Origin of the sequence: Dolichospermum compactum NIES-806 (assembly GCF_002368115.1) — a bacterium.
Lineage (GTDB): Bacteria > Cyanobacteriota > Cyanobacteriia > Cyanobacteriales > Nostocaceae > Dolichospermum > Dolichospermum compactum.
In genome coordinates this window covers 3,909,185-3,924,734 of record NZ_AP018316.1, presented here as the reverse complement: position 1 = coordinate 3,924,734, position 15,550 = coordinate 3,909,185, and the positions used below count along the sequence as shown (strand labels likewise).

The following is a 15,550-nucleotide window of genomic DNA, read 5'->3' as shown; positions in this document are numbered from 1 at the left end:
ATGACAAGTATTTTTCCGAAATAATACCATTGGAATAAAAATATGGCAGTAAATAAAGAACGCCAACTATTCAACCTAACTGCATTAAAATGGAGAATAATTCTGGCAACTTCTCTAACTTTCTCTACAGGTTTAGTATCTTTATACATTTTCCATCAATTAAAGATAAATTCTCAAACTCAAACTCCTGCTGTTAGTTCCGTTCTTAAATCTCAAACCACTCCTGTTAAAGTTGCCGTAACTGCTTTAGGAAGATTACAACCACAAGATGAAATTACTTATTTATCTGCTCCTAATTCTATCAATGGTGTCCGTGTGGAAAACCTATTGGTAAAGGAAGGAGATATTGTTAAAAAAGGACAAGCATTAGCTTATCTGGAAAACTATGCTCGTTCTCAAGCAGCTATCCAACAAGCATTTGATAAATTATTAATTGCCAGAACCAAACTTGCACAGGTACAAGCTGGAGCAAAAACTGGAGATATCAATGCTCAAAAAGCCACCATTACTCGGTTAAATTCCCAATTAAAAGGAGACATTGCCGCTCAAGCAGCAACAATCAACCGGATTCGGGCTGAAGTCGAAAATGCTCAAAAAGAGAGCGACAGATATCAACAATTATCAAAAGCTGGTGCTGTTTCTGCGTCTGTTGCTGATAGTAAAAAGTTAGTTCTTAAAACTACACAACAGCAGTTAAAAGAAGCTGAAGCTACTCTCAAACGCACACAAGACACATTACAAGATCAACTTAAAGAAGGAAAATTCAAACTTAATAGTATTAAAGAAGTCAGGACTGTAGATGTAGAGTTAGCAAAAAGTGAAGTTAAAAGTGCAGAAACTGCAATTAAACAAGCAAAAGCTGACCATGATTTAACTTATATTACTTCTACTATAGACGGCACAATTTTAAGAATTCACACCAAAAATGGCGAAGTAATTGGTACTTCTGGTTTTGCAGAAATTGGTAATACATCAAAAATGCAGGTTCTAGCAGAAGTATATCAAACCGATATTCAAAATGTTCGAGTTGGACAAAAAGCTATCATTAGCAGCACTACATTTCCTGGCAAATTACAAGGAACTGTGAGAGAAGTTGGTTGGCAAGTTGATAAACAAGGCATCTTTAGTATTAATCCCAATTCTGACGCAGACCGAAGAGTAATTGAAGTCAAAATATCTATTGATGATCCCACTGATAGTCAAAAAATATCTCGCTTAACTAATTTACAAGTTGATGTTGCAATCCAGATTTAGTCATTGGTCATTAGTTATTAGTTATTGTCTAAAATTAACAACTGACAACTGACAACTGACAATTAACAACTAACAAATAATATGAATATCAAAATTCCTTTAGGGTGGCTACAGCTTGCCCAACAGAAACTTCGTTTTGTGATAGCTGTAGCCGGAATTGGCTTCATTGTGCTGTTAATGTTCATCCAACTTGGTTTCCAAGATGCACTATATTCTAGTGCCACAGCACTACATCAACGATTGCATGGTGATTTATTTTTAGTTAGTTCTCAATATAAATCTTTGACAGCAATTCAAAGTTTTTCCCGCACTCGATTATATCAAACTTTAGGTTTTGACGGTGTGGATTCCGTTAGTTCAATTTATTTGCAATTTGCAAAATTAAAAAATCCTGTCAGCGGCGAGAAATATTCAATTTATGTCATTGGTTTTGACCCTGGAAAATCCGTGCTAGATATTCCAGAAGTCCAACAAAATTTGGACAAACTCAAAATTCCTGATGTTATGCTCTTTGATAGAGATGCCCGTCCAGAATTTGGACCAATAGCAGAATTATTTAATCAAGGAAATATTGAACAACCAATTGAAATTTTTCCCTTTGATGCTGTTAAAGGTTATCGAGTCAGAGTAGGTGGTTTATTTAGTTTAGGACCTTCCTTTGGTGTTGATGGTAATTTAATTGTGAGTGATTCAACTTTTCTCAGAATCAACCCGAATAGCCGTCCAGTTGAAAAAATAGATATGGGAGTGATTAAACTCAAAGATGGTGCAGATATAAAACGGGTTTTAGCCAGTTTGAAAGCCAATTTACCCAAGGATGTTCAAATATTTACTCGCCAAGAATTTGTCGCTTTTGAAAGACAATATTGGTCAGTTAGAACCCCCATTGGTTTTATTCTTAACCTGATGCTCATCATGGCTTCTGTTGTGGGTGTGGTAATTGTTTATCAAATTTTGTATAGCAATATTGCTACTCAATTTATTGCCTATGCTACTTTAAAAGCCATTGGTTATGCTAATGGATATTTATTGAATGTGGTTTTTCAACAAGCAATAATTTTGGCATTGTTGGGTTATATTCCTGGTTTTATTGTTTCCATTGGTTTATATGATTTTGCCATGAGGGCAACTAAATTACCGATCATGATGACAAGTAATAATGCCTTACTTGTTCTAGTATCTACAGTCTTAATCTGCATTACCTCTGGAGCATTAGCTATTAATAAACTCCGTTCTGCTGATCCGGCTGATAGTTTCTAGGAATTTGTTGCATCTTAAATTAATCAACTTCTGCTAAATATTTGCCAAATTAACACCAACTAAAGATAGAAGTTTAATGTTATTTACAACGGTAAAATGCTTTTGCAAATACAACAGTTCCTAGTTGTATTTGATATCAATTTTTCAACTTAGATTGTATAACTTTTTCATTACCGAACACTTATCTACATCCCCATGAACTTACAAAACAAAACTCTGCTAATTACTGGAATTGATGAATTTATTGGCTTACGTGCAGCAGAATTAGCTATAGCACAAGGCATGAAAGTTAAAGGTATCCAAAGTTCTCCAGTTAAAGATCAAACAGTCCAAAAATTAGGTGTAGAAATTTTTGTTGGTAATATCACTGACCCAGCAGTTTGCTCGAAAGCTTGCCAGGGAGTAGATATAGTTTTACATAACGCTCAATTTGCCGAAGAAGCCGGGGATATTAAGCATTTTCGAGAAATAAATGTCAGCGGTACTATAAGTATTGCTAAGGCTGCTAAACAAGCTGGTGTGAAGACATTTGTGCATCTTTCGACTGCCTTAGTATATGGATTTGATTACTCAGATAAAGTCACAGAATCAGGTGTATTGTCTGGGGAAAATAATGCTTATTGTCAAACAAAAATTGAAGCGGAAATCGAAGTTCTAAAACTCAATAATGCTCCAGAATTTGGAGTAATTGTGATTCGGGCTGGTGATGTTTATGGTCCAGGAAGTCTACCTTGGATTGTCCGTCCAATTCACATGATGAGACAAAAATTATTTGCCTATGCTAATGAAGGCAAAGGTGTAATGAATCATCTATATGTAGATAACTTAATTGATGCTATCTTTTTAGCCATAGAAAAATCGGCTTATGGAGAGGTTTTTAATATTACCGACGGTAAAGAAACTTCTTGGAAGGAGTATTTTATTCATTTAGCATCATTAGAAAATTTACCAGCACCAATGTCTTTACCGAAAGAGGAAATGAAATTATTTCTAAAAGTGCGTGTTCAGGGGCAAAAACTATTCCGTAAAAAGGCGGATATTCTGCCAGAATCAGTTGATTTTATGAGTCGTCCTTATGCCTATTCTATTGCTAAAGCAGAAAGTGTTTTAAATTATCAAGCTAAAGTTGATTTAGCAGAAGGAATGCGCCGTACTCACGCATGGTTGCAAAAAACTGACATTCAAAAACTGATGAAATAACGACTAAATTTCAGGGATTTGTGCATGAATAACTCTCAACCAAAGTTAAGTATTGGATTACCTGTATATAATGGGGAGAAATTCCTCAAAAAATGCCTAGATTCGCTATTAGCACAGACATTTTCCGATTTTGAGTTAATTATCTCGGATAACGCATCTACAGATAATACTGAGGCTATTTGTAGGACTTATGCAGCCCAAGATCAACGGATTCGTTACTATCGTAATGAAACTAATATGGGTTGTGCTTGTAACTTCAATCGTGTTTTTGAATTATCTGACAGTGAGTATTTTAAATGGGCTGCTTATGATGATTTGCACGCCCCCGATTTTATTGAGAAATGTATGGATGTATTGGAAAAAGATCCAACATACATTTTATGTCACTCCCATACATATTTTATTGATGAGCAGGGAGAATTTATCCAAAATTATGACATTAAACTCAATACTAATTCCCTAAAAGCTCATCAAAGATTTCATGAATTACTAACTAAACATTTGTGTTATCAAATTTATGGAGTTATTCGGAGTAGTGTATTAAAAAAAATACCTCCTATGGGTGGTCATGGCAATGCAGATGGAATTTTATTATTAAGATTGGGTATGCTGGGACGATTTTATGAAATTCCAGAATATCTATTTTCTGCGAGAATCCATCCTCAACAATCTCTGAGTATGTTCTTTCCTAATTACTTGTCATTTAATCACAATAATCCCCAGTATTCATTGAATATGTTGCCTAATTTTTATGATTATGCAGTCTGGTTTGATTCAAAGAATAAGGGAAAAATATTGCTACCTCATTGGCGAATTTTACAGGAATATTGGATTTCTATTCATCATAGTCAACTGAGTTGGTATGAGCAAATTTTGTGCCATATCAGCATTGCTAAAAAGCTATCAGGTACAGAATGGCTATTAGTGAAAGATTTCTTAATAGCTGCCAAAATGTTGTTTTTGCGTAAGTTTGGTTATCAAACCTAATCTAGAGCAATATCAGTCATTTATGGGACAATAAATCATTTTTAGTAGTGAAAATCTACTATTAAATTAGTCTAAACTTATTACGGGTGAAATATTGATCTATGTTGAAAATATTCCAAGTTAGTAATTTCTTGCTTGCTACTTTACTAACTATCAGCTTCACAGATATAGCCTATGCTGAATCAACAACATCTTTAACTGTGGTTGTTAATGGTATTACTAACAAAACCGGGGAAATTTGTATGAGAGTTTATAACTCTGAAAAAGGATTTCCTGATGATGCTAAAAGTGAAGTTAAAAGTGGTTGTACTAAAATTACAGGTAGTTCTATAAAGCGGGTATTTTCTGGATTGAAACCGGGAAATTACGCTGTAGCTGTAGTTGATGATCAAAATGGCGATCGCAAACTCAATAAAGACTTTTTCGGAATTCCTAAAGAAGGCTTTGGAATTTCTAAAAATCCTACTGTTTCTATCAGCACCGGCTCACCAAAGTTCAATAATTCCAGCTTTAAAGTTGACAAGAATACTACCATTAATATCTTTCTCAAATATTCTCTTGATCCCTAATTGGGAATTTGAATATTGGGCGGGGAAACCCCGCCCCTACTAACCTCTTTCTCCTTTCTTCCTCCTGACTCCTTTCTAAGACTATAGAAATAATGCCAGATTTTATGATATTTCTATCTAAGTCTTTGTTCGGTTGGCTGGTAATTCAAACTTGTTTAACGTTAGTATTTTTATGGTATTTACGTTCACACAAACCCAAGTCATTACCAGATGAACAATTACCAAAAACGGCAGTAATCCTCTGTTTACGGGGTGCTGATCCTTTTTTACCTAATTGTTTGCGATCGCTCTTACAACAAAACTACCCAAAATACGATTTAAAGCTGATCATTGATAGTAAAGAAGATCCAGCTTTTAAAATTGCTACCGAAACAATCAATCAACTGGGTGCAACCAACGTCGAAATTAGCACATTAAGAGCAGTTCGTCATAATTGTAGTCTTAAATGCAGTTCCTTAGTTCAAGCTGTTTCTGATTTAGATAATGCCTATCCAATTATAGCTTTTATAGATGCTGATACCGTAGCCCATCCTAATTGGTTACGAGAATTAGTTACCCCCCTCATTGATGATCAAGTTGGACTCACCACAGGAAATCGTTGGTATCTCCCCACAGGTAATTATTGGGGTTCATTAGTTCGCTACTCCGGTAACGTTTCCACCGTAGTGCAAATGTTTCTCTTTCAAATTCCCTGGGGTGGAACATTAGCAATCAAAACAGAAGTATTAAACCGCATCAACCTTTTAGATAAGTGGGGAGAAGTATTAACAGATGATATGCTTCTCCATAAACTTATCAAGCAAGAAAAGTTACAAATCAAATTTATTCCTTCTTTATTGATGCTAAATCGGGAAGAAAGTAGTCTACGTAACTTACTAGAATCATTAAAAAGGTTAATAATTGTTTCTAAACTTTATCATCCCCGGTGGTTAGCCATAATCAGTGAAGCATATTCTAGTATCATCGTTCCCAATGTAGTCATCATCGTTATTTTTCAGCTATTGATTCAGGCTCAATGGGACGCAGCTGCCTTGTTATTTTCCGTCTATATTTCCTACACCATTGGCTTAGTCTTACTAATGCTATTAATGGAATTTAGCATCCATCAATTGCTGCACAATCAAGGTGAAAAAATACCCAAATTGTCGCTTTTAATTATCCTGAAAATGTTGATAGTTATTCCCCTCACACAATGGGTTTACGGGTTAACAATATTATCTTCTTTGTGGGTATCTACTATTACTTGGCGGGGGCTTACTTATCGCATTAAAGGGCGTGAAAATATTCGGTTAATTGAATACCGTCCTTACCAATGGCTAGATCAACCAATTGATCCCAAAGCATCTCTTTAAGTAATATTGCTCGGTTAACTAAATGTATGTTGGATTGAGAAAACCCAACATATTTATTTAAGAGAATAGGGAAATTTTAGATTTTTTATTTCACTTCAACATCTAAAATTCCCAATTCAACAATTATTATAAACCAGCGCATCAGTAATCTATTTTAGCAGAAAATATTTCCTCAAAATCATGAAAAATAAACCTCTTCGTATCGCCTTATTTACAGGATTATATGCCCCATTTTTAACCGGAGTTTCTGTCGCCGTTCATCAACGAGTTCACTGGCTATTAAAACAAGGACATGAAGTTTTTCTAGTTCACCCGGAAATCAATAATAAATATCCTAAACAAGTGGGAAATCGTCCGATGTCGGGAATAGAAGAACTAGAAAAATTTATTAATTTTTCCTCCTATTCATTCCCCACAGAACCACTGATATTTTATAAATCTTTACCCCAACCATTAAACCATCGTCATTGGAGTGATACAAAACTACTTAATCACTTTCAACCCGATATTATTGTTGTTGAAGAAGCCCCACAAATGAGAGGTTTATATTCGGGCTTCCTACAAGGTTATGGGCGTTCTGTGGGCGTACAATATGCCAAAAAAACTAAAACACCCATTATTTCAATTTTCCATACAGATATCATTGCCTATATCCAATATTATTTTGGAAATACATTCTTTAACTTAGTTCGTCCCCTGCTGCCACTTTTAGTGAAACAATTTAGTGAAACCTACGATTTAAGTTTATTCTCTTCCCGCGAACAATTAACTAAATACCAAAAACTCAAAGCACAACGCAGCGAATATTTATCCTATCAAGGAATTGATTGCGAAAAATTTCATCCTCGCAATATTTGTTATGATCCAATTCCTGATGATAAACGCCCAACTATTTTATTTGTGGGACGTATTACCCCAGAAAAAAATGTCAATCAACTTTTAGATATTTATCCCCTCATTGCTGCCAAAATTCCCGATGTCCATTTAGTAATTGTCGGTAGCGGTCCCCTAGATGCAGAAATTCGCCGTTGTGCCGAAAAATTCCCCAATGGTGTCACAATTTGGGGTGAATCTCATGGGAAAGAACTTTTAGGTTGGTTTGCAAAAGCAGATATATTTGTTAACCCTTCCGTCACCGAAAATTTCTGTACTACAACCAACGAAGCCTTAGCTTCTGGAACTCCCGTAGTGGCTGTTGTTGCCCCTTCAACCGCTGAACAGGTCATTTCTGGAGTAAATGGTTTTTTAGCCGCACCTAATAGCCCTGAAGACTTTGCCCAAAAGGTAATTACCATTCTGGAAGACCCTGATCTGAAAAATCAATTGACTGCACAAGCACGTCCTTCGATTCTGGAATTTGATTGGTCAGCTTGTACCCAAAAGTTTGAAAACAAGCTTTACGAATTAGTTAATATCCGTCGCCAGATAGATATCTAGTTGAGAGTTTAAAAAATGCCAACTTGGCTACTTAGATAAAAATATCTCTGCTAGAGTATTTAAGTAGTTGACCTGTGGGCTTTTAGGTTCTTAGTTTGAGATGCTGACAAGGCTATTTTGTGATCAGTTTAAAGATTGCCTACTCCAACTGATCACAATATTGCTATTGTTCTCAATCGTTCCTAAAACTCTTTATACCTCAGAAGTAAAACTTCTGGGGTTTTTGTTATTAACTAGCTAGGGTTTGCTGAAAAAGTTGTCTCTTTGAAAATAGAAAGATAGGGCTTTTTTCAATACTGCTCGGTTAAGCCTGAAAAGTCATTATACGGTAGGTTGGGTTGTGGAACGTAAACGTTCGCCAAGCAATCGGAACGTTCACGAAGTGTGGCGTATTCCTGCGCTCGCCGGAGGCATCAGCCATAACCGAACATTATCAAGGATTTTGTTGGATTGAGCGACAGCGAAACCCAACTTATATTTCCTTAACCGAAAAGTATTGGGGCTTTTTTGAGTTCAGGCGCCCGTGCCTACCTTGATATTTGGAGCAATCACTTACCTCTAATCCAATGGGGAAAAGACCCACAGACAAGGGGATGAATTTTATTTCTAACCCCTGACTCGGTAACTCCTGCTATATCACCCCAATCATTATTAAAAAGCTTAAGGAAAATTTTAGATTTTATATGTAGTTTTATTTGGTATTTTTAAGGAACAAAAGCAAGTATTGAAAAATATTAGCTTTTACCACAAATATAGCCATCTCAACCATATTGTGTTGTGCCACTGCACTACACAATAATTTGGGAAAATAACGAGCTTAAAAAATAGAAATCTCCAGCACAGAGCCAATAGCTTCCAGTAAAAATAGAAATACTCAGCTATGGATCGCAATTATTAAGATTACTTGTTGTGGGATTTTTTAAATCATCAACATGGCTTAAATGCTTTGGCAACATTCAAGAATCAGTATGAAGAATTTGATAACGGTAATGAACATAGATATCAAACAGCGCCCCAACAAAGCCGCAAGTTAAACCAATTGTCAATAGGCCGTTGAGTGAACTACCGCTGCCGAAAGTAGCGAGAAAATGCAGAATTTGGATAGAGACATCCGAAATTATCCCTTGTAGACCAGGGACATAGCCAAAAAGCGATAAAACCAACAACAAACCACCAACGAGGAAGACAGGGACGAGAAAACTAAAAATGGTGGTAAGGACTAAAGATCGGAAAAAGTTACTAAATATAGTCATGATCAGACCGAGGTAGGGGTAACTTGAGAGATAACCGAAAAATTATCTGCCAATTTCTACAATACTGGTGATCGCTCCCAAACATTCATTTCGTCAAGAATCTTAAGTTTTCATTAAATTGCACTGGTAATAGTTACTCCAAGTGCATTGGGTATTTTTGAGATTTCAAACCTGTACAACCCTGAAAAAATCAGGCTTTCCATCTCAGTGTGCAGTTTACCAAAAGTAAAAACACTTTAAAAACTCGCTCAATTTTATGAGACTAGTCGTAAACTAAGTTAATAATTTGCATATTATCTAGTGTTAATTCTATCCTCCACCACCAGTGACCAATGGCCAAATCCAGTTTAGGAACATGGAGTCAGCGCTTGCTGGCTGCGACCTTTTTAGGTGGACAAGTCATATTTCACCTCCTTCAAGGTAAAATTCACCGTCGTAACACCCTAGAACAATTGGCAATAGTCGGACCCGACTCCTTCTTCATTGCCCTCTTAACAGCCATATTCGTGGGTGCAGTATTCACAATACAGGTAGCACGGGAATTCATCAACTTCGGGGCAGGAAACCTCGTTGGGGGCGTATTAGCAGTAGCATTAACCAGAGAACTTAGCCCCGTATTGACAGCAGTAGTTTTAGCCGGACGGGTAGGTTCAGCCTTCGCAGCAGAAATCGGCACAATGAAAGTTACAGAACAAATAGATGCTCTGTTAATGTTAAAAACAGATCCCATTGATTATCTAGTCATTCCCCGACTTCTGGCTTGCTTCATCATGCTGCCTGTCCTAACTTTGCTATCCTTAATCACAGGAATGTCTGGAGGATTGCTTATAGCCACCCGCATTTACAACCTTTCCGATACAGTATTTCTAGACTCAGCCCGGGACTTTCTCGATATTTGGGATATTGGTAACGCCATGATTAAAGCCTGTTGCTTTGGTGTATTAATCGCCATTATCGGCTGTAGCTGGGGCTTAACCACCACAGGTGGCGCTAAAGGTGTAGGACAATCAACTACAACTGCTGTTGTCACAGCCCTATTAGTTATATTTATTAGCAACTTCTTTTTATCTTGGGTAATGTTCCAAGGTCCCGGTAGTGGATTATCGCCAGGAAAGTGATTTAGAGGGAAAAGGCAAAGTTATGGCCTTCTCAAGTATACATAATTGATTTTTCTGTTCCCTGTTCCCTCTCTCAACGAGTGAATTTAATTTTGTCCGACTACTTAATTAGGAGAAAAAGATTTTGCATAGTTCATTCACACCTAACATCATATCAACAGTAGAACTCAAGCCAAGTTACAATATTCCTGTTGTCTTAGTCTTGGTCGCCATTCCCGTCCTCTTAGTACAACCTTGGTTGGGAGGAATATTAACGGTCTTGGGTTTGTTTTTGATGTTGCAAGCTGTAACACTGCGCTTCCAATTTACCGCCACTGACTTTGATCTTTATAGAGGCGAAAAGTTAATTAAACGTTTTCCCTACCAAGAATGGCAAAATTGGCGAATATTCTGGAATCCGGTTCCCATTTTGTTCTATTTTAAAGAAGTGAACAGTATTCACTTTTTACCAATTTTATTTGACCCCAAAACCTTAAGATCTTGTCTAGAAGAACGTTGTCCACGCATTGACTAGATTTTGTCTCTAGTCAATTGGATATTTCAAGAAAGATATTTTTTGTATCATGGAAAATTTATATAGTTGTTTATGAACCCAGAAGAATCTCCAACTCCAGAACCCATAAATGAGTGGTTAGAACAAATAGAAGTGCAACCCCCTACAGATGAACCACCGGAAAAACCATCTACCAATTTACAATTAGAAACTAAAGCATCTGGTGAATTGGCAACGTCAGAAACAACAGAAACAACAGCACTAGAAGCAAAAGATTCACTATATATACAAGCAGAGCAAAGATTAGCCCAATTACAGCAAAAGTCATCATACCTCAGCGCAGAAATTGCTGAATTGGAAACTACTTATGCTACCCTTCAGACGCAAATTGGTGTAACTCAAACCGCACTCTCACAAGTTGTCCAAGATTCATTATCACAGTTAGAACAACGCAAACAAGCCTTACAAATTTCTGTCGAACAACTCGAACGTCGTCAAGAACGAATTCGTAATGAAATGCGGACAACCTTTGCCGGGACATCTCAAGATATAGCAATTCGGGTACAAGGTTTTAAAGACTATCTCACAGGCAGTTTACAGGATTTGGCATCAGCAGCAGAACAAATGCAGCTTGTACAACCTGTACGAGAACGGGAAAAGCCAGCGCCGAAAGAAGCTAAACCTGTGAAAGAACAAATGGACAACGCCACGCTATCGCTATCGGAAATGCCACAACTTGGTCAACAGCAGTTTCAGGACACTACTAAAAAAATCCGGCGCTTACTTGACCAATACCGCAACCAACCAGATTATTATGGACCACCTTGGCAGTTACGCCGCACCTTTGAACCAATTCATGCAGAAAAAATCTCAAATTGGTTATTTACCCTTGGTGGACGGGGTGCTTTGCGGACAATGGGTAGCCGCTTACAGAATATTTTAATTGCTTCATCGGCAATTTCGATATTACATCAATTATATGGCGATCGCGTGCGAACCCTAATTTTAGCAAACACTCCAGAACGTTTAGGCGAATGGCGACGCGGTTTACAAGATTGTTTAGGTATCGGTCGTCCTGATTTCGGACCAGACAGAGGAGTGGTATTATTTGAAGCACCGACAGCTTTAGCTCAGAAAGCAGAAAGATTAGTTAAAGCCAATCAAATGCCTTTAATTATCATTGATGATTCTGAGGAACAAATCAGTTTAGCATTACTACAATTCCCTCTCTGGTTAGCTTTTGCCCCTGACCCAAAAACCATGAAAGATCGAGATTTTGACGATGATTTTTAATTGGTAATTGGTAATTGGTAATTGGTAATTGGTCATTGGTCATTGGTAAAACAACTAACAACTAACAACTGACAACTAGCAAATTTATGTTTCTTTGGTTAAGTTTGTGTGGAGTGGTGGTTTTATTAGCTTACCTCTTTGGTTCTTTTCCCACTGGATATCTAGCAGGTAAGCTATTAAAAGGAATTGATATTCGAGAAGTTGGTTCTGGTTCAACAGGTGCAACTAATGTTTTGAGAACCTTGGGTAAAGTCCCAGGGGCATTTGTGTTATTAATTGATGCTTTAAAAGGAGTATTAGCCATAAACTTAGGTTATGCTTTATTTAACATTGCTTATAGTCAAAACTTAATTCCACCAACTGTAAATCCCGAAATTTGGCAACCTTATTTAGTCACATTAGCCGGGTTAGCCGCCCTTTTAGGACATAGTAAATCCATCTTTCTTGGTTTTACTGGTGGTAAATCTGTGGCTAGTGGTGTGGGAATTTTACTAGCTATAAGTTGGCAGGTTGGATTATCAACATTAGGCGTATTTGCATTAGTCATTGCCATTTCTAGAATTGTCTCTTTAAGTTCTATTGCTGGGGCTGTGGCTGTTTCCATTTTAATGGTAATTTTCCATCAACCTTTAGCCTACATTCTTCTGGGTTTGACTGGCGGTTTATATGTAATAATCCGTCACCGCACCAATATTGAGCGATTAATTGCGGGTACAGAACCAAAAATTGGTCAAAAAGTAGAAACACAAACAGAACAAGTTACTTAGAACTTTTTCCTGGTTTGTTACATACAAAAGAGTTGGATTTAATGTAGGGGTAGCGCCCCCGTGCCTACCCCGTTATTTGGGTATTTGGGGCAACCACAGGGGGTTTGCCTCCTATTCAACAATTTTTCTTCCCTGAATTACCTGCAAACTTCCACCAGCATATAAACTAGGTTTACCCACATCAAAACCATAATCTGTTAACAAACCAGGTAAATCCGTTTTCAACAATTCCCAAGCTGTCTGGGTTTCAAACAACCAGAAAAATACCGCCAACCCCGGCCAAAATATCGGATTTGTTGGGGGGTGAAAGTCCACCAAAGTGAAAACTCCTCCTGGTTTTAATACCCGATAAACCTCTTTAATGATTTTGCGGAGTTGTTCTGACTGCATTTCGTGTAAGGCTGCGCTAGTATGTACCACATCAAACAAATTATCTGCAAAAGGCATATCCTCAGCAAATGCTTTTATATAAGTGGCATTTGGTACATTTTCCTGGCATCGTTTTATAGATAATGGGGAAGCATCCAAGCCGGTGACATTTTCCGAAAAATTTACTAAAAATCTGGTTACTTGACCACTACCACAGCATAAATCTAAGATCTGAGTATCTGATTGTAGTTTTAAATTTTGTAAAGCCAGTTGACGAAACCGGGGTTCACCACCCACAGTCACAGCCGCTAACCGAGAGATGCCATCATATAGCCATTGGTATCTATAACTCAAATCTCGAAAAATTGTTGCCATTGTATTTTTCCTGCCGATAAAGCTTTATATTTAATAAAGATATATTGTTAACATTAGTGAAAAATCTGTAAGGATTGGGGGAAAGTAACTGCTATGGGTCGTATAGGGGTATTATTACTTAATCTTGGTGGTCCCGATAAATTAGAAGATGTAAGACCTTTTTTGTATAATCTGTTTTCAGATCCCGAAATTATCCGTTTACCGTTTCGCTGGATGCAAAAACCTTTGGCTTGGTTTATTGCTACACGCCGAGAAAAGACATCTCAAGAAAATTATAAGCAAATTGGTGGCGGTTCTCCCTTACGGCGGATTACAGAGGAACAAGGAGAAGCTATCAAGGCGCAGTTAGGTGAGTTAGGACAAGAAGCTAATATCTATGTGGGAATGCGTTATTGGCATCCTTATACGGAGGAAGCGATCGCCCAACTTACCCAAGATAACATTGATAAGTTAGTAATTCTCCCACTTTACCCCCAATTTTCCATCAGCACCAGCGGTTCTAGTTTCCGGTTATTAGAACAACTGTGGAAAGAAAACCCCAAACTCCAAAGTCTTGCGTATACAGTCATTGCCTCTTGGTACAAAGAACCAGGTTATCTCCAAGCAATGGCAGAACTCATAATTGGCGAAATTAATAAGTTTCCACAGCCGGATGACGTGCATATATTCTTTAGCGCACATGGTGTACCTAAAAGCTATGTAGAGGAAGCAGGAGATCCCTACCAGCAAGAAATTGAGGAATGCACAACCTTAATTATGCAAACTCTCAATCGTCCCAATCCCCACACCCTCGCCTATCAAAGTCGTGTTGGTCCAGTAGAATGGCTACAACCCTACACAGAAGATGCACTCAACGAACTCGGCGCTAAAGGTGTGAAAAATTTGGTAGTTGTCCCCATTAGTTTTGTTTCTGAACATATTGAAACACTACAAGAAATTGACATTGAATATCGAGAAATAGCTGAGGAAGCAGGAATACATAACTTCGGACGAGTTCCTGCTCCTAATACTAACCCAGTTTTTATCAAAGCTCTATGCGACCTGATAATTGATGTCTTGCAACAACCTGACCTCAAACTCTCTCAAGTTACCCAAATGAAAAAAAGGGTAAAAATGTATCCCCAGGAACGTTGGGAATGGGGAATCACCACCAGCGCAGAAGTTTGGAATGGTCGGATAGCTATGCTAGGTTTTATTGGGTTAATTATTGAATTAATCACTGGTAAAGGCTTACTGCACGTTATCGGACTTTTACATTAGTTTTGCTGATTGGTAATGGGTAATAGGTAATGGGTAAGAATTACTCCCCCTGCTTTCTGTCCCTTGCCCCATACCTTTGCTTGCCACCCTTATACCAATCATACCAGTATTTAGCACTGACAATGGCCAGCCATAGCAGGATTAAAGCAATTAGTCCCCCCTGACGAGGAGCATCTACGGCAAAAAATACGAGTGTAATACACAAAATGTCTTGTACAAACGCAGCCCATATAGGCAAACAACGCAAGCGATAAAACCAACCTACTAAAAATAGCTGAAATAAAAAAGCTAATAAACCACCAATTAAGGCAACTAACCAGCTTGCTGTTTGTGTCGCTGAAGCAACAGACAAACCCATTAAAGCTCCGGCAAAGGGAGACAAAAATAAATGAACTTGCTGTACTATTCTCTGACCAAGGTTAGTGGTCAGTGGTCAGTGGTCAGTGGTCAGTGGTCAGTGGTCAGTGGTCAGTGGTCAGTGGTCAGTGGTCAGTGGTCAGTGGTCAGTGGTCAGTGGTCAGTGGTCAGTGGTCAGGAAAAAATCACCAATCACTAATCACTAA

15 protein-coding genes and 1 pseudogene are annotated in these 15,550 nt (G+C 37.7%); 13 read left to right on the top strand and 3 right to left on the bottom strand.

Annotated elements, in window-relative coordinates; translation table 11 throughout:
- Window positions 1–42 precede the first annotated feature (42 nt).
- The 7 genes from CA730_RS18485 to CA730_RS18455 all read left to right on the top strand — a co-directional run bounded on the left by CA730_RS18485 (window position 43) and on the right by CA730_RS18455 (window position 8,059).
- Window positions 43–1,254, top strand: a complete 1,212-nt coding sequence (locus tag CA730_RS18485) for an ABC exporter membrane fusion protein (protein WP_096669515.1) — start codon at window positions 43–45, stop codon at window positions 1,252–1,254.
- A gap of 81 nt (window positions 1,255–1,335) precedes the next feature.
- Window positions 1,336–2,514: an ABC transporter permease DevC gene (gene devC / locus CA730_RS18480; RefSeq protein ID WP_096669513.1), complete on the top strand. Its 1,179-nt coding sequence runs from the start codon at window positions 1,336–1,338 to the stop codon at window positions 2,512–2,514.
- A gap of 195 nt (window positions 2,515–2,709) precedes the next feature.
- On the top strand, window positions 2,710–3,714 hold the full coding sequence (locus CA730_RS18475; protein WP_096669511.1) for an NAD-dependent epimerase/dehydratase family protein: 1,005 nt from the start codon (window positions 2,710–2,712) through the stop codon (window positions 3,712–3,714).
- Window positions 3,715–3,738: 24 nt separating this feature from the next.
- The gene (locus CA730_RS18470; RefSeq protein WP_096669509.1) at window positions 3,739–4,701 is read left to right on the top strand and encodes a glycosyltransferase family 2 protein; all 963 of its coding nucleotides are present in this window, start codon (window positions 3,739–3,741) and stop codon (window positions 4,699–4,701) included.
- Window positions 4,702–4,802: 101 nt separating this feature from the next.
- A complete protein-coding gene (locus tag CA730_RS18465) occupies window positions 4,803–5,270 on the top strand; it encodes a DUF2141 domain-containing protein (RefSeq protein WP_096669507.1) in 468 nt (155 codons plus the stop codon).
- 92 nt (window positions 5,271–5,362) lie between these two features.
- On the top strand, window positions 5,363–6,622 hold the full coding sequence (locus CA730_RS18460) for a glycosyltransferase (protein ID WP_096669505.1): 1,260 nt from the start codon (window positions 5,363–5,365) through the stop codon (window positions 6,620–6,622).
- 180 nt (window positions 6,623–6,802) lie between these two features.
- On the top strand, window positions 6,803–8,059 hold the full coding sequence (locus tag CA730_RS18455) for a glycosyltransferase (protein WP_096669503.1): 1,257 nt from the start codon (window positions 6,803–6,805) through the stop codon (window positions 8,057–8,059).
- A 956-nt stretch (window positions 8,060–9,015) separates the two neighbouring features.
- Here CA730_RS18455 and CA730_RS18450 read toward each other — a convergent pair.
- On the bottom strand, window positions 9,016–9,312 hold the full coding sequence (locus CA730_RS18450) for a hypothetical protein (protein ID WP_096669501.1): 297 nt from the start codon (window positions 9,310–9,312) through the stop codon (window positions 9,016–9,018).
- Window positions 9,313–9,644: 332 nt separating this feature from the next.
- Here CA730_RS18450 and CA730_RS18445 point away from each other — a divergent pair, with 332 nt between their 5' ends.
- From CA730_RS18445 to plsY, 4 genes are all read left to right on the top strand, one after another.
- On the top strand, window positions 9,645–10,430 hold the full coding sequence (locus CA730_RS18445) for an MlaE family lipid ABC transporter permease subunit (RefSeq protein ID WP_096669499.1): 786 nt from the start codon (window positions 9,645–9,647) through the stop codon (window positions 10,428–10,430).
- A gap of 124 nt (window positions 10,431–10,554) precedes the next feature.
- Window positions 10,555–10,944: a DUF3119 family protein gene (locus CA730_RS18440; RefSeq protein WP_096669497.1), complete on the top strand. Its 390-nt coding sequence runs from the start codon at window positions 10,555–10,557 to the stop codon at window positions 10,942–10,944.
- A gap of 72 nt (window positions 10,945–11,016) precedes the next feature.
- Window positions 11,017–12,216: a DUF3086 domain-containing protein gene (locus CA730_RS18435; protein WP_096669495.1), complete on the top strand. Its 1,200-nt coding sequence runs from the start codon at window positions 11,017–11,019 to the stop codon at window positions 12,214–12,216.
- Between the two features lie 86 nt (window positions 12,217–12,302).
- The gene (plsY, locus tag CA730_RS18430) at window positions 12,303–12,983 is read left to right on the top strand and encodes a glycerol-3-phosphate 1-O-acyltransferase PlsY (protein ID WP_096669493.1); all 681 of its coding nucleotides are present in this window, start codon (window positions 12,303–12,305) and stop codon (window positions 12,981–12,983) included.
- A gap of 111 nt (window positions 12,984–13,094) precedes the next feature.
- On the opposite strand, the gene CA730_RS18425 is transcribed toward plsY, so the two are convergent.
- Window positions 13,095–13,727: a class I SAM-dependent methyltransferase gene (locus CA730_RS18425; RefSeq protein ID WP_096669491.1), complete on the bottom strand. Its 633-nt coding sequence runs from the start codon at window positions 13,725–13,727 to the stop codon at window positions 13,095–13,097.
- Between the two features lie 93 nt (window positions 13,728–13,820).
- Between CA730_RS18425 and hemH the strand changes: the two genes are divergently transcribed.
- Window positions 13,821–14,987, top strand: coding sequence for a ferrochelatase (gene hemH, locus CA730_RS18420; protein ID WP_096669490.1), 1,167 nt, complete (start codon window positions 13,821–13,823; stop codon window positions 14,985–14,987).
- A gap of 40 nt (window positions 14,988–15,027) precedes the next feature.
- Here hemH and CA730_RS18415 read toward each other — a convergent pair.
- Window positions 15,028–15,405 (bottom strand): annotated as a pseudogene (locus CA730_RS18415) (DUF4126 family protein); the annotation flags it as partial.
- Here CA730_RS18415 and CA730_RS24625 point away from each other — a divergent pair.
- The gene (locus tag CA730_RS24625; RefSeq protein WP_157750020.1) at window positions 15,376–15,543 is read left to right on the top strand and encodes a hypothetical protein; all 168 of its coding nucleotides are present in this window, start codon (window positions 15,376–15,378) and stop codon (window positions 15,541–15,543) included. The pseudogene CA730_RS18415 and the gene CA730_RS24625 sit on opposite strands and share 30 nt — an antisense overlap.
- Window positions 15,544–15,550: the final 7 nt, after the last annotated feature.

Excerpts from the sequence above, each read along its gene's own strand:
- CA730_RS18485 (WP_096669515.1), top strand. The coding sequence starts at position 43 with ATGGCAGTAAATAAAGAACGCCAACTATTCAACCTAACTGCATTAAAA.
- devC (WP_096669513.1), top strand. The coding sequence starts at position 1,336 with ATGAATATCAAAATTCCTTTAGGGTGGCTACAGCTTGCCCAACAGAAA.
- CA730_RS18475 (WP_096669511.1), top strand. The coding sequence starts at position 2,710 with ATGAACTTACAAAACAAAACTCTGCTAATTACTGGAATTGATGAATTT.
- CA730_RS18470 (WP_096669509.1), top strand. The coding sequence starts at position 3,739 with ATGAATAACTCTCAACCAAAGTTAAGTATTGGATTACCTGTATATAAT.
- CA730_RS18465 (WP_096669507.1), top strand. The coding sequence starts at position 4,803 with ATGTTGAAAATATTCCAAGTTAGTAATTTCTTGCTTGCTACTTTACTA.
- CA730_RS18460 (WP_096669505.1), top strand. The coding sequence starts at position 5,363 with ATGCCAGATTTTATGATATTTCTATCTAAGTCTTTGTTCGGTTGGCTG.
- CA730_RS18455 (WP_096669503.1), top strand. The coding sequence starts at position 6,803 with ATGAAAAATAAACCTCTTCGTATCGCCTTATTTACAGGATTATATGCC.
- CA730_RS18450 (WP_096669501.1), bottom strand. The coding sequence starts at position 9,312 with ATGACTATATTTAGTAACTTTTTCCGATCTTTAGTCCTTACCACCATT.
- CA730_RS18445 (WP_096669499.1), top strand. The coding sequence starts at position 9,645 with ATGGCCAAATCCAGTTTAGGAACATGGAGTCAGCGCTTGCTGGCTGCG.
- CA730_RS18435 (WP_096669495.1), top strand. The coding sequence starts at position 11,017 with ATGAACCCAGAAGAATCTCCAACTCCAGAACCCATAAATGAGTGGTTA.
- plsY (WP_096669493.1), top strand. The coding sequence starts at position 12,303 with ATGTTTCTTTGGTTAAGTTTGTGTGGAGTGGTGGTTTTATTAGCTTAC.
- CA730_RS18425 (WP_096669491.1), bottom strand. The coding sequence starts at position 13,727 with ATGGCAACAATTTTTCGAGATTTGAGTTATAGATACCAATGGCTATAT.
- hemH (WP_096669490.1), top strand. The coding sequence starts at position 13,821 with ATGGGTCGTATAGGGGTATTATTACTTAATCTTGGTGGTCCCGATAAA.
- CA730_RS24625 (WP_157750020.1), top strand. The coding sequence starts at position 15,376 with ATGAACTTGCTGTACTATTCTCTGACCAAGGTTAGTGGTCAGTGGTCA.